This is a genomic window from Arthrobacter sp. FW306-04-A (assembly GCF_044358315.1).
GTDB lineage: Bacteria > Actinomycetota > Actinomycetes > Actinomycetales > Micrococcaceae > Arthrobacter.
The window spans coordinates 2,947,900-2,963,749 of record NZ_CP084559.1 but is presented as its reverse complement, the minus strand read 5'-3'; the positions used below and the strand labels follow the sequence as shown (position 1 = coordinate 2,963,749).

Below are 15,850 nucleotides of genomic sequence, written 5' to 3'. Positions count from 1 at the left end.
TGTGGGCTGCAAGGACGCAGCAATCAAGATGTGATGGAGGCGTTTGTCGATGTCGTCAGGATCCAGCGTGGAGGATCGTTCCAAACCTGCAGTAGTCCGTGAAGGGTTCTTCGGCGACTACTACGAGCATCTCGCAGAGGAGGATGCCCGCAGATACGCTGTCGAGCAACTGACCTCGAGGGCAGAAGCGCACCGGGAAGTCGGGAAGAGCCGCAAACCGGGCACTGCCAACGTCAAGATCGCCAACGAGGCAGATCGCAGCATTCTGTACATCGTTACAGATGACATGCCTTTTCTCGTGGATTCGGTGAATGCCGAGCTCGTACGCCAGAACTGCGCCATCCGGCTCGTCATGCACCCGCTCTTCGTGGTTTCGCGTGATCACCTGACGGGCGATATCTCCGCCATCGCCCGGGTGCCCTCGAACATAGGTATCTCAAGCGGTGACACCGCAGCGATGCCGAATGTCGCCCACCTGATCGCTCAAGGCGACAACGTCTCCCATATGGAGTCGTGGATCGCAGTCGAGGTTGACAGGGTGGCGGAGGACTTCCAGAAGGAACTCGCAGACGGAATCCACCGCGTCCTGAACGACGTCCGCGCCGCCGTCGAAGACTGGCCCAAGATGCGCACCAAGGCGTTGGAACTGGCATCATCCCTGGACAGGGTGGCTCACCCAGAAGACATCGCTGAGCTCCGGCAAGCACAGGACCTACTGCGCTGGTTGGACAACGGCAATTTCACGTTCCTGGGTTACCGGGAATATGACCTCATCACCGAGAACGGTGAGGACGTCCTTGAGTTGCGGGAAGCGAGCGGCTTGGGACTCTTGAGGGCAGGGGATCACCCGCACCAGATCCAGCACCTCACCGACGCAGGACGCAGGAAGGCCCGCGAAAAGCGTGCCTTGGTCATCACCAAGGCCAACTCGCGCTCAACTGTGCACCGCCCCGCGTACCTGGATTACATAGGCGTCAAGAGCTTCGATCTTGCAGGCAACGTCAATGGCGAGCGCCGCTTCATTGGGCTCTTCGCCACCAGCGCGTACACCGGTTCCGTTCGGAACATCCCCATTGTCCGGGAAAAGGTCGACGCCGTGCTCCGCTCGGCCGGTTTCCCGCAGGACTCCCATTCAGGCAAGGACCTCGTGGGTATTCTCGAGACCTACCCCCGTGACGAGCTCTTCCAGATTGAGACCGATGATCTGGCCACGACCGCGTTGGGCATCCAGAGGCTTCAGGAGCGGCGCCGAACGAAGCTCTTCCTGCGCCCCGATATCTACGGACGCTTCATGTCCGCCCTGGTCTACCTGCCCCGCGACCGCTATACCACCAACGTCCGGCAGCGTATTGAACAGGAACTCCGCGAGACATTCGAAGCCGAGAGCATCGACTACGAAGCCCGCATTACGGAGTCCGCGCTAGCGAGGGTTTTCTTCCGCATCCGGCTGCCGCGTGAGGCGGAACTTCGCGACGTCGACGCCGGAGAGCTCGAAAAGCGCCTCGTCCGGGCCTCGCGGTCCTGGGCAGAAGGAATTGCGGAGGTGCTCCGCGAGAACAGGAGCGCTTCGGACGCGGAAGCTCTGTCCGCCCTCTGGACGGATGCATTCCCCGCTGGCTACCGCGTGGACTACGAAGTCGAGGACGCCCTTCAGGACATTGAGCGTTTCGAGAAGTACGGCGCCACGACCGATCGCGACGCCGTCGCCGTCCAGGCGGCCCCTGGAGTGCATGTTTACCTGCCCGATGGTGCCGGTGAGCTCCTTGAAGAGGATGCTCGCGTTAAGCTCTACCTCCTGGAACCCAAGAGCCTGAGCCAGATCCTGCCCTACTTCCACAATCTCGGCCTTGAGGTTCTGGACGAGCGGCCTTTCGAAATCGAGACTTCCGACCACAGGGACTTCTTCCTCTACGACCTCGGCCTGAAGTACCCCGCCGGCGTCGACCCCGTGGCTACCGGCCAGCTCCTGGCGGATTCCTTCAGTGCTGCCGTGACCGGCGCGGTGGAATCCGACAGTTTCGACCGCCTGGTGCTCCGCGAGGGGATCCACTGGCGGCAAGTGGTGATGCTCCGTGCTTATGCAAAGTACATGCGCCAGATGGGCAACACCAACTCCTTCGAGTTCATTGCGGACACACTCCTCGCCAACCCCGAGGTTGCACGAGGCCTGATTGATCTCTTCGGAGCCCGCTTTGATCCTGCATCAGCTGACGCGGCGCGTCCGGCCCGCCAGGACACTGCCCGCGCCACACTCGCCGAAGCGATCGACCAAGTCGCCACGCTCGACGCCGACCGAGTCCTGCGGACTTTCGTCAACCTCATCGAGTCGACGCTGCGCACTAACTACTTCCAAGGCAAGTCCTACGTTAGCTTCAAACTGAATCCGACCAAGATCGAGGGTCTGCCCTTCCCACGGCCAAGGTACGAGATTTGGGTGTACTCGCCCCGCGTTGAAGGCGTGCACTTGCGCTTCGGCAAGGTGGCTCGAGGCGGCCTGCGATGGTCGGACCGCCGTGAGGACTTCCGGACCGAGATCCTCGGCTTGGTCAAGGCACAGACGGTTAAGAATGCTGTCATCGTGCCCACCGGCGCCAAGGGCGGATTTTTTGCGAAGCAGCTCCCGGATCCGGCAATTGACCGCGCAGCTTGGATGGCCGAAGGCATCGAGAGCTACAAGACTTTCATTCGTGGTCTACTCGACCTCACCGACAACCTTGTGACAACGTCCGACGGCGAAAAGATCGTGCCGCCGTCGGACGTTGTCCGTCAGGATGACGACGATTCGTACCTGGTGGTGGCTGCGGATAAGGGCACGGCAACGTTCTCGGACACTGCCAACGGCCTGGCTGCCGAGTACGGATTCTGGCTGGGGGACGCATTCGCATCCGGTGGCTCAATCGGCTACGACCACAAGGCCATGGGCATCACAGCCCGTGGCGCTTGGGAATCGGTCAAACGCCACTTCAGCGAGCTGGACCTAGACACCCAGACCGAGGAATTTACCGTGGTTGGCGTCGGCGACATGTCCGGTGACGTGTTCGGAAATGGAATGCTTCTCTCCAAGCACATCCGCCTGTTGGCCGCCTTCGACCACCGCCACATCTTCCTGGACCCGACGCCGGACGCAGCTTCCTCCTTCGATGAACGGCAGCGTCTCTTCGATCTGCCGCGTTCCTCCTGGGATGACTATGATCGCTCGCTCATAAGTGCAGGCGGCGGGGTGTTCCCGCGCCAGGCCAAGGTCATCCCGATCTCTCCGGAGGTCCGCAGCGCCCTCGGCCTTCCGGACGGAACGGTCCAGCTGAGCCCTCCGGAACTTCTCCGCGCAATTCTCCTCGCCCCGGCAGATCTCCTGTACAACGGTGGGATCGGGACGTACATCAAGGCCAGCACAGAGTCACATGCTGAGGTGGGGGACAAAGCGAACGACGGCATTCGCGTGAACGGGCGCGAGCTGCGTGTCAAGGTTGTCGGCGAAGGCGGCAACCTCGGAATGACGCAACGCGGACGCATCGAGGCAGCACTACAGGGCGTCATCCTCAACACCGATGCCATCGACAACTCTGCGGGCGTGGATTGCTCCGACCATGAGGTCAACATAAAGATCTTCGTAGACCGCATGGTTGCCGCCGGGAAACTTGATGCTTCCGAGCGCACATCCTTCCTCGCCGACATGACCGACGAGGTTGGGCGCCTTGTGCTCGAAGACAACATTGATCAGAACATCCTGTTGCTCAACGACCGCACACGCGTCGCCGAATGGAGCCCCAGCTACGAGCGCCTGATGGACTGGCTCGAGAAGTCTGCTGACCTCAAGCGGGACCTTGAAGCCCTGCCGACCACCGACACACTGCGCGAGAGGTTGGAACAGGGCCAAGGCCTGACGTCTCCGGAACTGTCCGTCCTCGCCGCATACGCCAAGATCGAATTGGGATCGGCATTGCGCGACAGCGACCTGGCGGACGATCCCTGGTTCCGCAAGACCATCCGCTCATACTTCCCGAAGCAGCTCCGGGATCGGTTCGATGCCGAACTGGACACGCATCCCTTGCGTCGTGAGATTATCGCGACGGTGGTTGCGAACGACATGATCAACCTGGGCGGCATTACCTTCGCTTTCCGCACGATGGAGGAGACCTCGGCCACCGAGGTTGCCGTTGCGAAGGCGTTTGTCGCTCTCCGGGAGATCTACGAACTCGACTCGATGGTGAAGGAGCTCAACGCCCTGCCGGCTTCGTTCCCCACGGAACACTGGAGCACCGTACACCTCGACATCCGGAGGCTTCTGGACCGCGCCGTGCGCTGGTTGCTGAGCCAGGGTAACGCTTCAAAGCCGATCTCGGAGGTCGTTGCCGAGTTCAAGCCGATGATGGATCCAATGAGGGCCCGAGTGCTCGACTACCTGCGCGGCAGCGACAAGGAGCGGGTCACCGGTTGGCTTGAAAAGGCACGCGCGTGGGGCTTGCCGGAAATGCTTGCCCATCGCTGGGCTGAGCTTTTCGAGAGCTTCGTGCTCCTGGATGTAGCCAAGATCGCGCAAAGCCGCGAGGCCCGAGTGGAAGATGTCAGCAACGTCTACTACACGGTGTTTGACCGCTTCCATGTTGATTCGCTCCTCGAGCGGATCACCGCACTCCCGCGGGACGACCGGTGGCAGGCGCTTGCCCGTGCAGCCCTGCGAGACGACCTCTATTCGACCGTGGCGGACATGACGATGTCGGTGCTCGAATCGACCGACGCCGGTCTCGACGCCGAAGCCCGTTTGCGGGCTTGGGAGGACCTCAACGCCGAGCAGCTGGGCCGAGCAAAGAGCATGTTTGACGAGGTCAACGCGCTGGAGGCAGACGACATGGCTTCGCTGTCGGTAGCATTGAGGCTCTTGAGGTCAATCGTTCGACGCTAGGGAGAAACCCGGCGTTATATGGAGGTGCAGTGGCAATCTTTACAGACCCCATCAGGGAGCACGCTGATTTCGGGCCTGGAGATGCCGAATGGCTGCACCTCCTGGTCGGCGACTGGCAGATGGTCGCCGACCTAGCGTTTGCGGACTTGGCCCTGTGGTTTCCACATCCTGAATTCGGCTACATCGCGTTGGCACACGTCCGGCCGTCGACGAGCCACACGGTGTTTCATGCGGACTTCGTCGGGGAGGGCATCCGATCGGATCTGCAACCTATAGTCGACAAGGCATGGTCCAGCCGTTCAATCGAACGCTCCAGTGAGACGAGCTGGAGCAGCGAGATGGCGCTGCGCGTTGAAGCAGTGCCCATGGTCAGGAACGGACGGACCCTTGCTGTCGTCACGTCGCATATGGACCTTTCCAGTTCACGGATGCCTTCACGCCTGGAGCTCACCTACAGGCAATGCGCCTACGATCTGCTCCGGATGGGAACGCTGGGCCTCTGGCCGGACTTCGCGTCACCGACGGGTTCCCGCCGTGGCGCTCCCCGCGTGGGTGACGGCCTGATCAGGCTCGACGCCGACGGCATCGTCCAGTACGCGAGTCCGAACGGCGTCTCCGCATTCCGCCGTCTCGGCGAGGTGGAAACTTTGGAAGGACGGTCCCTCGCGGAAGTAACCGCAGGACTTCTCAAGGACCGGCGGATGGTGGACGAGACGTTGCCGCTGGTCGTTACCGGTCGAATGCCGTGGCGGAGCGAAATCGAGTCCCGCGGTGTCAGCTTGTCGTTGCGCGCGATTCCGTTGCGCGATGAAAAGCATCGCTTCGGTGCCTTGGTTCTGTGCCGCGATGTGTCCGAACTGCGACGCCGCGAGCTCGAACTGGTGACCAAGGACGCGACGATTCGTGAGATCCACCACCGCGTCAAAAACAACCTGCAGACGGTGGCGGCTTTGCTTCGCATGCAGTCGCGACGGATGGTCAGCGATGAGGCGAAGCAAGGCCTGGAACAGGCAATGCGGCGGGTGGCGACCATTGCGCTGGTGCACGAGACCCTTTCGCAGGGGCTCACGCAGAGCGTGGACTTTGATGAGCTGATCGGACGCCAGTTCCGGCTCTCGGCCGAAGTAGCCTCCCCTTCCCAGCATGTCCGGACCGAGCGCTCAGGTCTTTTTGGTGAATTGCCGAGTGACTTCGCCACGCCCCTTGCGCTTGTCATCAATGAGCTCGTGACAAATGCAGTGGAACACGGCCTTGAAGGACGGGCCGGAACGGTATGGCTGATGGCCGATCGTTCCACGGGGGAGCGCGGCGATGAACTCCTGACCGTGACCATCGCCGATGACGGCGTCGGACTGCCCGAGGGGTCGTACACGGAGGGTCTGGGCCTTCAGATTGTGCGGACACTTGTCACGAGCGAATTGGGTGGGAGCATCCAGTGGATGCCCCGCGACGGGGGTGGCACCGCCGTCGAGATCGTCCTGAGCCTGGTGCGAAGCTGATCCCAGGAACACATCTTCGGTGTGTTGGTAGCCCAGCGAGACATACAAGGATGGCCCGGACCTTTGGTCCGGGCCATGCTTGTATGTTCTTTTCGCTGTGGGCGACCTGTTCTCTCGCCTTCAGGCGTTAGGAAGCGCGGCGTGCCCGGGCGGCGCGGCGCTTGAGTGCACGGCGCTCGTCTTCGCTCATGCCGCCCCAAACGCCGGCGTCCTGGCCCGATTCGAGAGCCCACTGAAGGCATGTGTCCACGACAGGACAGCGACGGCAGACACTCTTCGCTTCTTCGATCTGGAGAAGCGCAGGGCCGGTGTTGCCTACTGGGAAGAAAAGCTCCGGGTCCTTGTCAAGGCAGGCTGCGCGGTTACGCCAATCCATGCTGATCAGTCACTCCATTCGTGAGTACTAGTTAAGCCTTTTGTGAAAATATTCACGAGAGGCTTCATAGGAAAGGGGACCCATTGGGCCCCCTTGGTCGTCTCAGTCAAGCGTGTCATGTTAACGCCATGTAAACAAGGGGTTCGAGCCTTTGAAACCGTGAGCGATGCATCACATTGGCTGCCGGTCTACTCACAGGTATTCGACTATGTCCGGTAGTGTGCCAGTGTGTCAAGACCCCCTCTGAACCCCGCCCAGGACCCCACCGTGCCCGGCGACGACGGACAAGGGACCAGCCACAACAACTCTGCTGTAGCATCCGGCGGAGGAAGGCGTCCCAAAGGAATCGTTGTTATTTCGATTGTGGTTGTGCTGGAAGCCCTCGCACTGTTGGCCGCAGCGACCCTCTACATCTACCAGCTGGCGATCGGGGCGCCGGTGTCCTCATTCTGGGGAGCGGTGTTTAGCCTGGCCCTGCTCCTGGCCTTCTCTGCGTGGTTGTTTGCCGTGGGCCACTTCTTGTTCCGTGGCTATCGTTGGACCCGCGCGGCCGCGTTGGTTGCCCAGTTGTTCGTGCTGACGATCGGATTTCCCACCATAACTGGAGGACTGCTTCTTGCCGGCCTCGCCATGGTGGTGCCGGCGTTGGCCGTGATTGTCCTTTTATTCGACAAGCGGGTTATCGCCTTTGCGTCCAGAACGGGCGCATCCCGGGGTGCGCTCTGACCCTTTTCGCTCCGGCATGACGCTTCATTCTGGAGCGGCGATCTGTACCGGGCGCGTTCTTCCGTTCTCAATCAGGACAGCACGGCCTGGTGGGGGTGCCTGTTCGACGTCGACGCGTACCCCGAAGAGTTCCCCATCGGTAGGCGACCTTTTGCCAAGGAGGATCCCGCTTCCGTGGGATCGGGCTAGAGATGCCATGGGCGTCCGCTGCAGCAGGGCCGGGCTGTGCCCGGCAGTTGCCACTACGGAGAATCCCATGGTGTGAAGTTCGGCCAGGAGCAAGCCGGTTGTGCTGCTCAGGTGTTCGGCATCGTCCACCAGAAGAATGGTGCCGGTACCCACAAGATTGCTGCTTTCATTCCTGCGGAAGTCCGCCCAGAAGGCATCCGGATCTGCACCTTGTGGTGGTGACCGCCATTGATGGCCTGGGTTGAGCAGCGGCAACGCTGTGAGCAACGACGATTTACCGGATCCAGCAGAGCCAAGGGCAAGAAGGACCCCGGAACGCGGGAGCGTGATCCAAACAGGTTCATGTTCGTCGCCTCCGAGCCCGAGCAGCACCGTTCTGCGCGCGCGAGCCGGAGTAGCAGCAGTGGCTTCGGTTCCGTGCTCGGCCACCAGGTCCGAGGCCCGGACGAACTGCGGCAATGGCTCCACCCGGAAAGGGCGCCGCGCAGGCTTAGGGGGTTCTCGGTAAGGCCAGGCTGTGCTTGGCGGCTGTGCCACGAACTGGGCGACAGCCGTGTCGATCTCAAGGAAGTTCCCACTCACCACGGCTCTGCCCCGCAACGGCTTTGTTGCCGCAAACCGGGGCCACGCCATCCGGCCCTCTTCTGTAGTGCCAAGGGGAAAGTATGCACGGTTGGGAATTGACCCGAACAAGCGCGAAGCGACCAGTTCTCGGTCACCCGTTACGAGAACCGTCAGCCCTGACTTCGGCCCATCGCGGACTACGTCGTGGACGAGGTCCTCGGCCCAGGCGAGCGGTCCCTTCCGCAATTGGGAGAGCCAGGACCCCCAACCGGAAATGACGAGAAGCAAGGGAACTTCTCCGGCGACAGCAGCCCGGGCCTGCCGTGCGGACATTTCATCCGCCAGCCGCTCCAGAATCCGGACCCCCCTCTTTGCGTGGCTGAGGGAAGCGACGGCACCGACGCGGCCGCCGGCTGCAACGCCCGCAAAAGCGCCGTCGCCATCCAGGACATAGACGTGATGTTCCTCGGCATTTCCAACAAGCTGCGCCGTTACCGCTCGGCAGGCGTCTTCGACTCCGCTGGCAGGAGAACCGACAAGTCCGAGATTCCCGTGCAGACGAGGAGTCCAGAGCAGGCCTGTAACCCGTTGTTGTGCAGGCAAGTCGACTAAGCCAAGGTAGGCCGTTCCGACTTTCGCTTTCGCGGGCGCCGCATGCTTACCCGCCGATGCGGCTGCGCGGAGGCATTGGTGCAACGAGATTGATTCAGGCAGCGCGTCCGCAACAGGTTTCCGGGGCGGTCTGCCTCCGAGGGTGTCCCAAACCTGATTGATTCTTTCGATGATGGGACGCGCTGCTTCTGCGGGGGTTATCCCTGCACTTTGAATCTTTGCCTCGGCGATCTCAGACGAACCGCTGACAAGGAGCGACGCTGCTGCCGGACGGGCCACGATCCTCGTCAGTGATCGAATTCCCCCGGCGTGGGAGAGCGCCGCCGACTGGAAAAGCTCAGGATCTTCTTCCCCTCGAACCAAATAGGCCCGGCCAGGGAGGGACACCGGAATCGATGCCGCTGCAGGCGAGTTGATGATGTCCCTCGATTCCATGTCTGATTGGACGCGAAGAGCGATGTTCGTGGTGACGTTGGCCCGGATGTCAGCACTCAGGGCCCCCTGGGGACGTTGTGTTGCCATGACCAGATGGATACCCAAGGACCGGCCGAGGGTGGCGATCCGCATCAGTTCGGCCAGGGCAGCCGGGGCGTCTTCAACAAGCATCCTGAATTCGTCGATCACAAGCACCAACCGGGGGAGTGCGGGCAATCGGGTTCCCCGTACCGCCCGGATCCCATCCCTAGTCCAAGGGACCCTGGCCCAGTATGCTGGCAAATCAGGGACATTGGCCTCCGAAAGGAATCCCTCTCTCATCCGAACCTCGGCACGGAGTGACGCAAGGGTACGCTCCAATTCGTGTTCGCTGAGATCTGTGAGCATTCCGACGCATTGGGGCAGATCGATCAAAGGCCCGAGGCCCGAACCACCTTTGAAATCAACAAACAGGAAGTTGACTCGGTCAGGGCTATGGGTCAGCGAGATCGCCGTCACGATAGTGCGTAGAAGCTCGGACTTTCCCGATCCCGTCGTTCCGGCCACAAGGAGATGGGGTCCGTCGGAAACCAAGTCCAGGGACCGAGGCTCCCCGGCTCCTTGACCGATGACCGCGGACAGTCCACTGCTGTCTGAAGAATCGCTCCAGCGGGCCGCGATGTTTGAGGGGTCGTTCGGAAGCAGCTCAGCGAGCATGCACGTAGAGGGGACGAACGACGCCTTTGCAGTCGCCAGCGCGGGCATGGCTGCCACCCAGCGGCAGTAGCTGTCAAAGACAGAGTACGGGACCAAATCAGGATCAAATTCCGTTTCTGAAAGGCGCGATCGGAGGACTGCGCGTCTGTTCCAAAGCTCGACAACGCAATGGCCTTCAGTTCCGCCTGCCGTGCGTTGGAAGATTCTCCAGCCAGATTCGGACGCCGCCTGCCGGAGTGAATCTTCGTCGGGATCAGGCCCGGACCCCACTAAAAGGAGTACACCTGGTTCCTCGGTTCGCGCGGAGAGGATGGCCGCAGCTGACCGGAAGTCCGTCGTCATCGTGACGCGTGGGAGGAAACGGGCGCTGAACGGCAAATGGGCGATTGGGCCGTAGATGAGGATCGGGACATTCGCTGCGCTGGGGAACACCGCAAGTTGCATGAGCAGAAATCTGAACATACCGTCGACCTTGGCTTCAGGTCCCGTGAAGGAAACGGCTTGGATGGTGGGGTCCAAAACTACTGGAACCGGGCCCAACTGCGGCGGCTCGAAGCTTGGATCGGGGGGATCGAGTGCAACCAAGGCGTTCTGCGTACAGGTGCCGAGCCGGAGCCAGATTTCATGGCAGCCTACCGCACCTCGCGCCGTGCCGGTTCTTGACAGTGTCAACTGCTTCCGTCCGCGTTCTTCCGAGACCGCTAAGGCAGATGATCTGACGGCAAAGGCCAGCTCTGCGGCGGAGGGTGAGCATCGCCGTCGTCGGGCTCTGTCTTGTACCACGGCCTCTTCTAGCGCCGTGGCAAGAAGGCGGCGCTGCCGTCTTCCCGAAATCGCCGGAGCGAGGACCGCAATGGCGGAAATTGCAGTGAATCCGAGGAACATCCACATTCCCGTGGCAAGAGCGATGCCGACTCCCAGCAGGAGCGGTAGCCCCGCAGTGAGGAGCAGCCGGATCCAGGAGTGGGCGTCGCTGCGAGTCTGTACCAAGAGAGGCTCCGCGACGCTAAGGCCCGCTGTCCCCAGTGACTCAGCCCCGAATTCTCCATCGTCGAAGACCACCGACATGGCAGACCCGCCGCATCGGATTCTGGAAGCCGTCGAGAGGAAAGCCGAGCGGACTTTTCGTCCATCCACCAGGATCCCGTTCGCGCTCCCGCTGTCAGTTATCGTGACTGCTGTCTCGGAAATCACAAGGGCAGCGTGGAATCGGGAAACATCTGGATCCGCGAGGGAAATATCAGCGCTGCTTCGCCCGATGCTGTAACTGCCCCGTTCCAGCGGGACGATCAGGCCCGCAGAAGGTCCCGCATGGACTAGCAGCGATAGCGCTGCCGGCACGCGTCTGGCATCGGGGATGTCTTGTCCCCACGAATCCGCGCCGTCAACCAACACTGCTCCGGACATAAGTGGCGCGGCGCCGACGGTGAGACCTTTGAGTGGCCTCCCGTCGACCGTCAGTTCGCCGGTTCCGAACTCAGTGGCGACTGCGGCCTGGATGCGGGCTCCCGAGCTGCCGTCGCCAACCTCGATGGCCAGCTCAATGGGTTCCGCTTGCCGAAGCGCCCGCGGACCCCGGACAAGGGTGCAATGGAATGTCACTCGGTGTACGCTCCTTTGGCTCTCGCGACGGCTGTTCTTCCACGATATTTGCGATGAGGGTTGGATGTTCGTGATCAGTTGGCCTATGTGGAAAACGGTGCGCCCGCTGAGCAGGGAAAGGGCGTAGCGGCAATTGGGCGCGCTATCTCGGGTAGGCTTGACCTGCAGCCAATGCAGACCATTGGGCTGGCCATATTCGAACCAGGAGATTTTGTGACCGCTGACCTCGTCATTGTCGGGTCAGGCTTTTTTGGCCTGACGATCGCAGAACAGGCAGCCACCGAGCTGGGCTTGAAGGTTGTTGTCATCGACCGCCGGCATCACGTCGGAGGCAACGCATACAGCGAGACGGAAGAGCAGACCGGAATCGAGGTCCACCGCTACGGTGCGCACCTTTTCCACACGTCAAATGAACGAGTGTGGGAGTACGTCAACCGGTTTACAACCTTCACTAACTACGTTCACAAGGTGTACGGCGTCCATAAGGGCGAGGTCTATTCGCTGCCCATCAACCTGGCTACCATCAACCAGTTCTTCAGGGCCAACCTGACGCCTGGCAAAGCGCGGGCACTCATTCAGGAGCAGGCAGGCGAACTTGCCGGAACGGACCCGCAGAACCTCAACGACAAGGGTATCCAGCTGATCGGACGACCCCTGTACGAAGCGTTCATCAAGCACTACACCGGCAAGCAATGGCAAACGGACCCCAAGGACTTGCCCGCAGGAATCATTTCCAGGCTCCCGGTCCGCTATAACTACGACAATCGCTATTTCAACGACAAATACGAAGGCCTTCCGACCAACGGGTACACCGCGTGGATCGAGAGGATGGCCGAGCACCCGAATATCGACGTACAGCTCAACACCGATTTCTTCGACGACTCGCACGAGTATTCCAAGGACAAAGTCGTAGGCAAAATTCCGGTTGTCTACACCGGGCCGGTTGACCGCTACTTCGACTTCGTAGCCGGAGACCTGTCGTGGCGAACCATCGATTTCGAAGAAGAAGTCCTCGACGTGGGTGACTTCCAAGGCACCCCGGTTGTCAACTACAACGACGACGATGTCGCGTTCACGCGCATCATTGAACCGCGCCATTTCCACCCCGAACGTGATTACCAGACGGAGAAGACCGTCATCATGCGTGAGTTCTCCCGTTTCGCGGAAAAGGGCGACGAACCGTACTACCCGGTCAACACCGCAGACGATCGGGAGAAATTGCTCAAGTACCGGGATCTTGCGGCCGCAGAGAGGGACGTGCTTTTCGGTGGCCGGCTGGGCACCTACAAGTACCTCGACATGCACATGGCAATCGGCTCGGCGCTATCCATGTTTGACAACAAGATCCGTCCGCATTTCGAAAGCGGCGCGGCAATTGAGAGCGGAGGAGTGGACGCGTGAGTGGCAGCAAAATGCAGGTACTCCAGCGAGTCATCCTGCCTTCCGACGACCAGATCGACACAACTTCCCTGTACGTCGACGCCGGACCGGCGAACGGCATCCGTTTGCGCGAAAACGACGAATTCGCAAGGAACCCGAAGCCGCCTGAGGAGAAACTTCACTTCGTGAGTTCGGGCAGCGAGGAAGTCCATTTCGAGGATGTCCTCTCCAGGAGTTCGGTCAAGCTCCGCGCGGGAGAGCAGCTTTCGTTCGGAACGTACTTCAACGCTTTTCCGGCGAGCTACTGGCGGCGTTGGACGGACCTGCAATCGATCCGTCTCGTTGTCCGGACAACAGGCCACGGCACGGTCACCGTCTTCAAGTCGAACGCGCGGGGCACCCTCCAGCGCGTTGACGGAGCCCGGGTACAAGGAACTTCTGTCACTGAGTTCGACCTCTCACTCAAGCCCTTCGGCGACGGCGGCTGGTACTGGTTCGATCTTGCGTCCAGCCGCGAAGACCTCACTCTTGATTCGGCAGAGTGGCAGGGTGCGGAACGCGACGTTCATCCGGGGAAGGTGACCCTTGAGATCACCACCATGAACAAACCGGACTTCTGCCTGAACAATGCGAGGATTCTTTCGGAGCATCCCGAGGTACTGGAACACGTTCAGGAAATCCTCATTGTGGACCAAGGAACACAAAAGGTCGCAGATCAGCCTGGCTTCGCCGAAGTCAAGTCTGCCCTCGGAGGCAAGCTGCGGATCATCGATCAGGCCAATCTCGGTGGTTCCGGGGGATTTTCCCGCGGCATGTATGAGGCTGTGGAAAACGGAAGCGACTACGCCCTCTTGCTCGATGATGACGTCGTCATCGAGCCGGAGAGTATTTCCCGGTTACTGGTTTTCTCGGACCATTGTCGCAAGCCCACTATCGTCGGTGGGCATATGTTCGATCTCTACAGTCGCAGCGTGCTGCACACGTTCGGTGAAGTGGTGGACCCGTACCGCTTTGTGCCAGCCATGCCGCATGCCGACATGGAGATGAGGCATGATTTCAGCGTTGCGAACCTTCGGCAGACCCCCTGGCTTCATCGCCGTGTCGACGTTGACTACAACGGTTGGTGGATGTGCATGATCCCGACCGAGGTCATCCGCGAGATCGGGCTGGCTCTTCCGCTCTTCATCAAATGGGACGACGCCGAGTATGGGCTTCGAGCCCGTGAGGCGGGTTTTGCCACTGTGTCTTTGCCCGGTGCCGCAGTCTGGCATGTGTCCTGGATTGATAAGGATGACCTGGTCGGTTGGCAGGCATATTTCCATGGCCGGAACCGCCTTATTACGACGCTCATTTACAGCCCCTACAAGAAGGGGGGCAGGGTGATCCGGGAGTCGTTCCAGGCGGACGTCAAACATTTGGTTTCCATGCAGTACTTCACCGAGCACTCCCGACTCGACGCCTTGCGGGACCTCTTCCTCGGACCCGACCACTTGCACCGCAATATCGCCTCGAAGCTCGGCGAGATCAATGCACTGAAGTCCAACTACCCGGATGCTCAGATGCGCGAGAACGTGGACGACTTCCCTGCACCGGCCTTGGGCCAGGGGCCTTCCGGCCTGAAACCCATCGGGCTTCCCCACAAAAAGGATCTCGTCAAGTGGGGGGTCACGACGGTCGCCCGTCAGTTGATGAAAAAGCCCTCGCCTGAGGCAGCGGAGCGGCCTCAAGGTTTCCTTGCCCACCGCGACAACAGATGGTTCCGCCTGGCACACTACGACAGCGTCGTGGTCTCCAACGCCGACGGCACAGCTGCCTCTTGGTACAAGCGTGACCCGGAGCAGCTCAAGGCCATGCTGGCAGAAGCAGGAAAACAACATGCCAATCTCTATCGCCACTGGGAGGAGCTCGCGGAGCAATACCGGAAGGCTCTGCCCGAGATCACATCCATGGAAGCCTGGAAGAAGACGTTTGGCTTGGCCGACGGGGAAGGCCATTAGATGACACAACCCGTGACCGACTTGGTCCAACCGGGTCGCGGCCGCGGCATCATTGACGTCTACAAACACAAGTTCCTGCTCCAACTGCTGGTCCGCAAAGAGATCAAGATCCGCTATCGCGGGTCTGTGCTTGGACTTCTGTGGTCGTACGTGAAGCCGTTGATGCAGTTCTTGATCTACTTCGTAGCGCTCGGAGTGTTCCTCGACATGCAACGGGGAACCCCCAATTATGCGATCTACCTTTTTGCGGGAATCGTGCTGGTCAATTTCTTTACGGAGTCCCTAGGCAACGCGACGCGCTCCATTGTCGACAACAGGGACCTCATTCGTAAGATCTACTTGCCCCGGGAACTGTTCCCGGTCTCCACCGTGTGGGTTTCGGCAGCCCATCTGCTTCCACAAGTTGTGGTCTTGGTCGGCGCCTGTTTGCTGAGCGGTTGGAGCCCATCAATTTGGCAGCTTCTGGCCGTCGTTGGAGCCTTCATCTTGACCGCGATCCTTTCCACCGGACTCGGTTTGTTGTTTGGTGCTGCGAACGTCTACTTCCGCGACTCGGAGAACATCGTCGACATGATTCTCATGATCGTCACTTGGGCTTCGCCGGTTCTTTATGTGTGGCCGATGGTGCAGCGCGTCATGGGTCCATGGTTCTTCCTGTACCAGCTGAACCCGGTGACAGTCGCCGTCGAAATCTTCCACTGGGCGTTTTGGTCACCCACGCTGAGCGCCGAGCAATCGGCGTCGATCTCCATGCCGCCCGACCTGCTCACAGTCTGGTTTCCGTCTGCCTTTGGCGTGGCCGCACTCGTCCTCGTGATTGGCCAGCTTGTTTTCATGAAGCTGTCCGTTCATTTTGCCCAGGAGCTCTGAA

The 15,850-nt window shown here is 60.6% G+C and carries 8 protein-coding genes; 6 read left to right on the top strand and 2 right to left on the bottom strand.

Translation table 11 applies throughout. The annotated features are described in order from the left end of the window. Positions 1-49 precede the first annotated feature (49 nt). Both LFT43_RS13605 and LFT43_RS13600 read left to right on the top strand, forming a co-directional pair. On the top strand, positions 50-4,903 hold the full coding sequence (locus LFT43_RS13605; RefSeq protein ID WP_395797573.1) for an NAD-glutamate dehydrogenase: 4,854 nt from the start codon (positions 50-52) through the stop codon (positions 4,901-4,903). 29 nt (positions 4,904-4,932) lie between these two features. Next, a complete protein-coding gene (locus LFT43_RS13600) occupies positions 4,933-6,402 on the top strand; it encodes a sensor histidine kinase (RefSeq protein WP_395797572.1) in 1,470 nt (489 codons plus the stop codon). A gap of 127 nt (positions 6,403-6,529) precedes the next feature. Here LFT43_RS13600 and LFT43_RS13595 read toward each other — a convergent pair whose 3' ends face one another. Then, a complete protein-coding gene (locus LFT43_RS13595) occupies positions 6,530-6,778 on the bottom strand; it encodes a WhiB family transcriptional regulator (RefSeq protein ID WP_003804966.1) in 249 nt (82 codons plus the stop codon). A gap of 228 nt (positions 6,779-7,006) precedes the next feature. On the opposite strand from LFT43_RS13595, the gene LFT43_RS13590 reads away from it, so the two are divergent. Then, a complete protein-coding gene (locus tag LFT43_RS13590) occupies positions 7,007-7,504 on the top strand; it encodes a hypothetical protein (RefSeq protein WP_395797568.1) in 498 nt (165 codons plus the stop codon). A 24-nt stretch (positions 7,505-7,528) separates the two neighbouring features. Here LFT43_RS13590 and LFT43_RS13585 read toward each other — a convergent pair whose 3' ends face one another. Further along, on the bottom strand, positions 7,529-11,602 hold the full coding sequence (locus tag LFT43_RS13585; RefSeq protein WP_395797566.1) for an FtsK/SpoIIIE domain-containing protein: 4,074 nt from the start codon (positions 11,600-11,602) through the stop codon (positions 7,529-7,531). Between the two features lie 213 nt (positions 11,603-11,815). Here LFT43_RS13585 and glf point away from each other — a divergent pair, with 213 nt between their 5' ends. Genes glf through LFT43_RS13570 form a run of 3 tightly spaced genes read left to right on the top strand, consistent with a single transcriptional unit; the run spans position 11,816 to position 15,849 of the window. Continuing rightward, the gene (glf, locus tag LFT43_RS13580; protein WP_395797564.1) at positions 11,816-13,003 is read left to right on the top strand and encodes a UDP-galactopyranose mutase; all 1,188 of its coding nucleotides are present in this window, start codon (positions 11,816-11,818) and stop codon (positions 13,001-13,003) included. Between the two features lie 11 nt (positions 13,004-13,014). Next, positions 13,015-14,979, top strand: coding sequence for a glycosyltransferase (locus LFT43_RS13575; RefSeq protein WP_395803084.1), 1,965 nt, complete (start codon positions 13,015-13,017; stop codon positions 14,977-14,979). Then, complete coding sequence (locus LFT43_RS13570) at positions 14,980-15,849, top strand: ABC transporter permease (RefSeq protein WP_395797562.1); 870 nt, start codon at positions 14,980-14,982, stop codon at positions 15,847-15,849. Position 15,850 lies beyond the last annotated feature (1 nt).

Coding starts and splice junctions, on each gene's coding strand:
- LFT43_RS13575 (WP_395803084.1), top strand. CDS start 13,015: ATGCAGGTACTCCAGCGAGTCATCCTGCCTTCCGACGACCAGATCGAC.
- LFT43_RS13595 (WP_003804966.1), bottom strand. CDS start 6,778: ATGGATTGGCGTAACCGCGCAGCCTGCCTTGACAAGGACCCGGAGCTT.
- LFT43_RS13605 (WP_395797573.1), top strand. CDS start 50: ATGTCGTCAGGATCCAGCGTGGAGGATCGTTCCAAACCTGCAGTAGTC.
- LFT43_RS13570 (WP_395797562.1), top strand. CDS start 14,980: ATGACACAACCCGTGACCGACTTGGTCCAACCGGGTCGCGGCCGCGGC.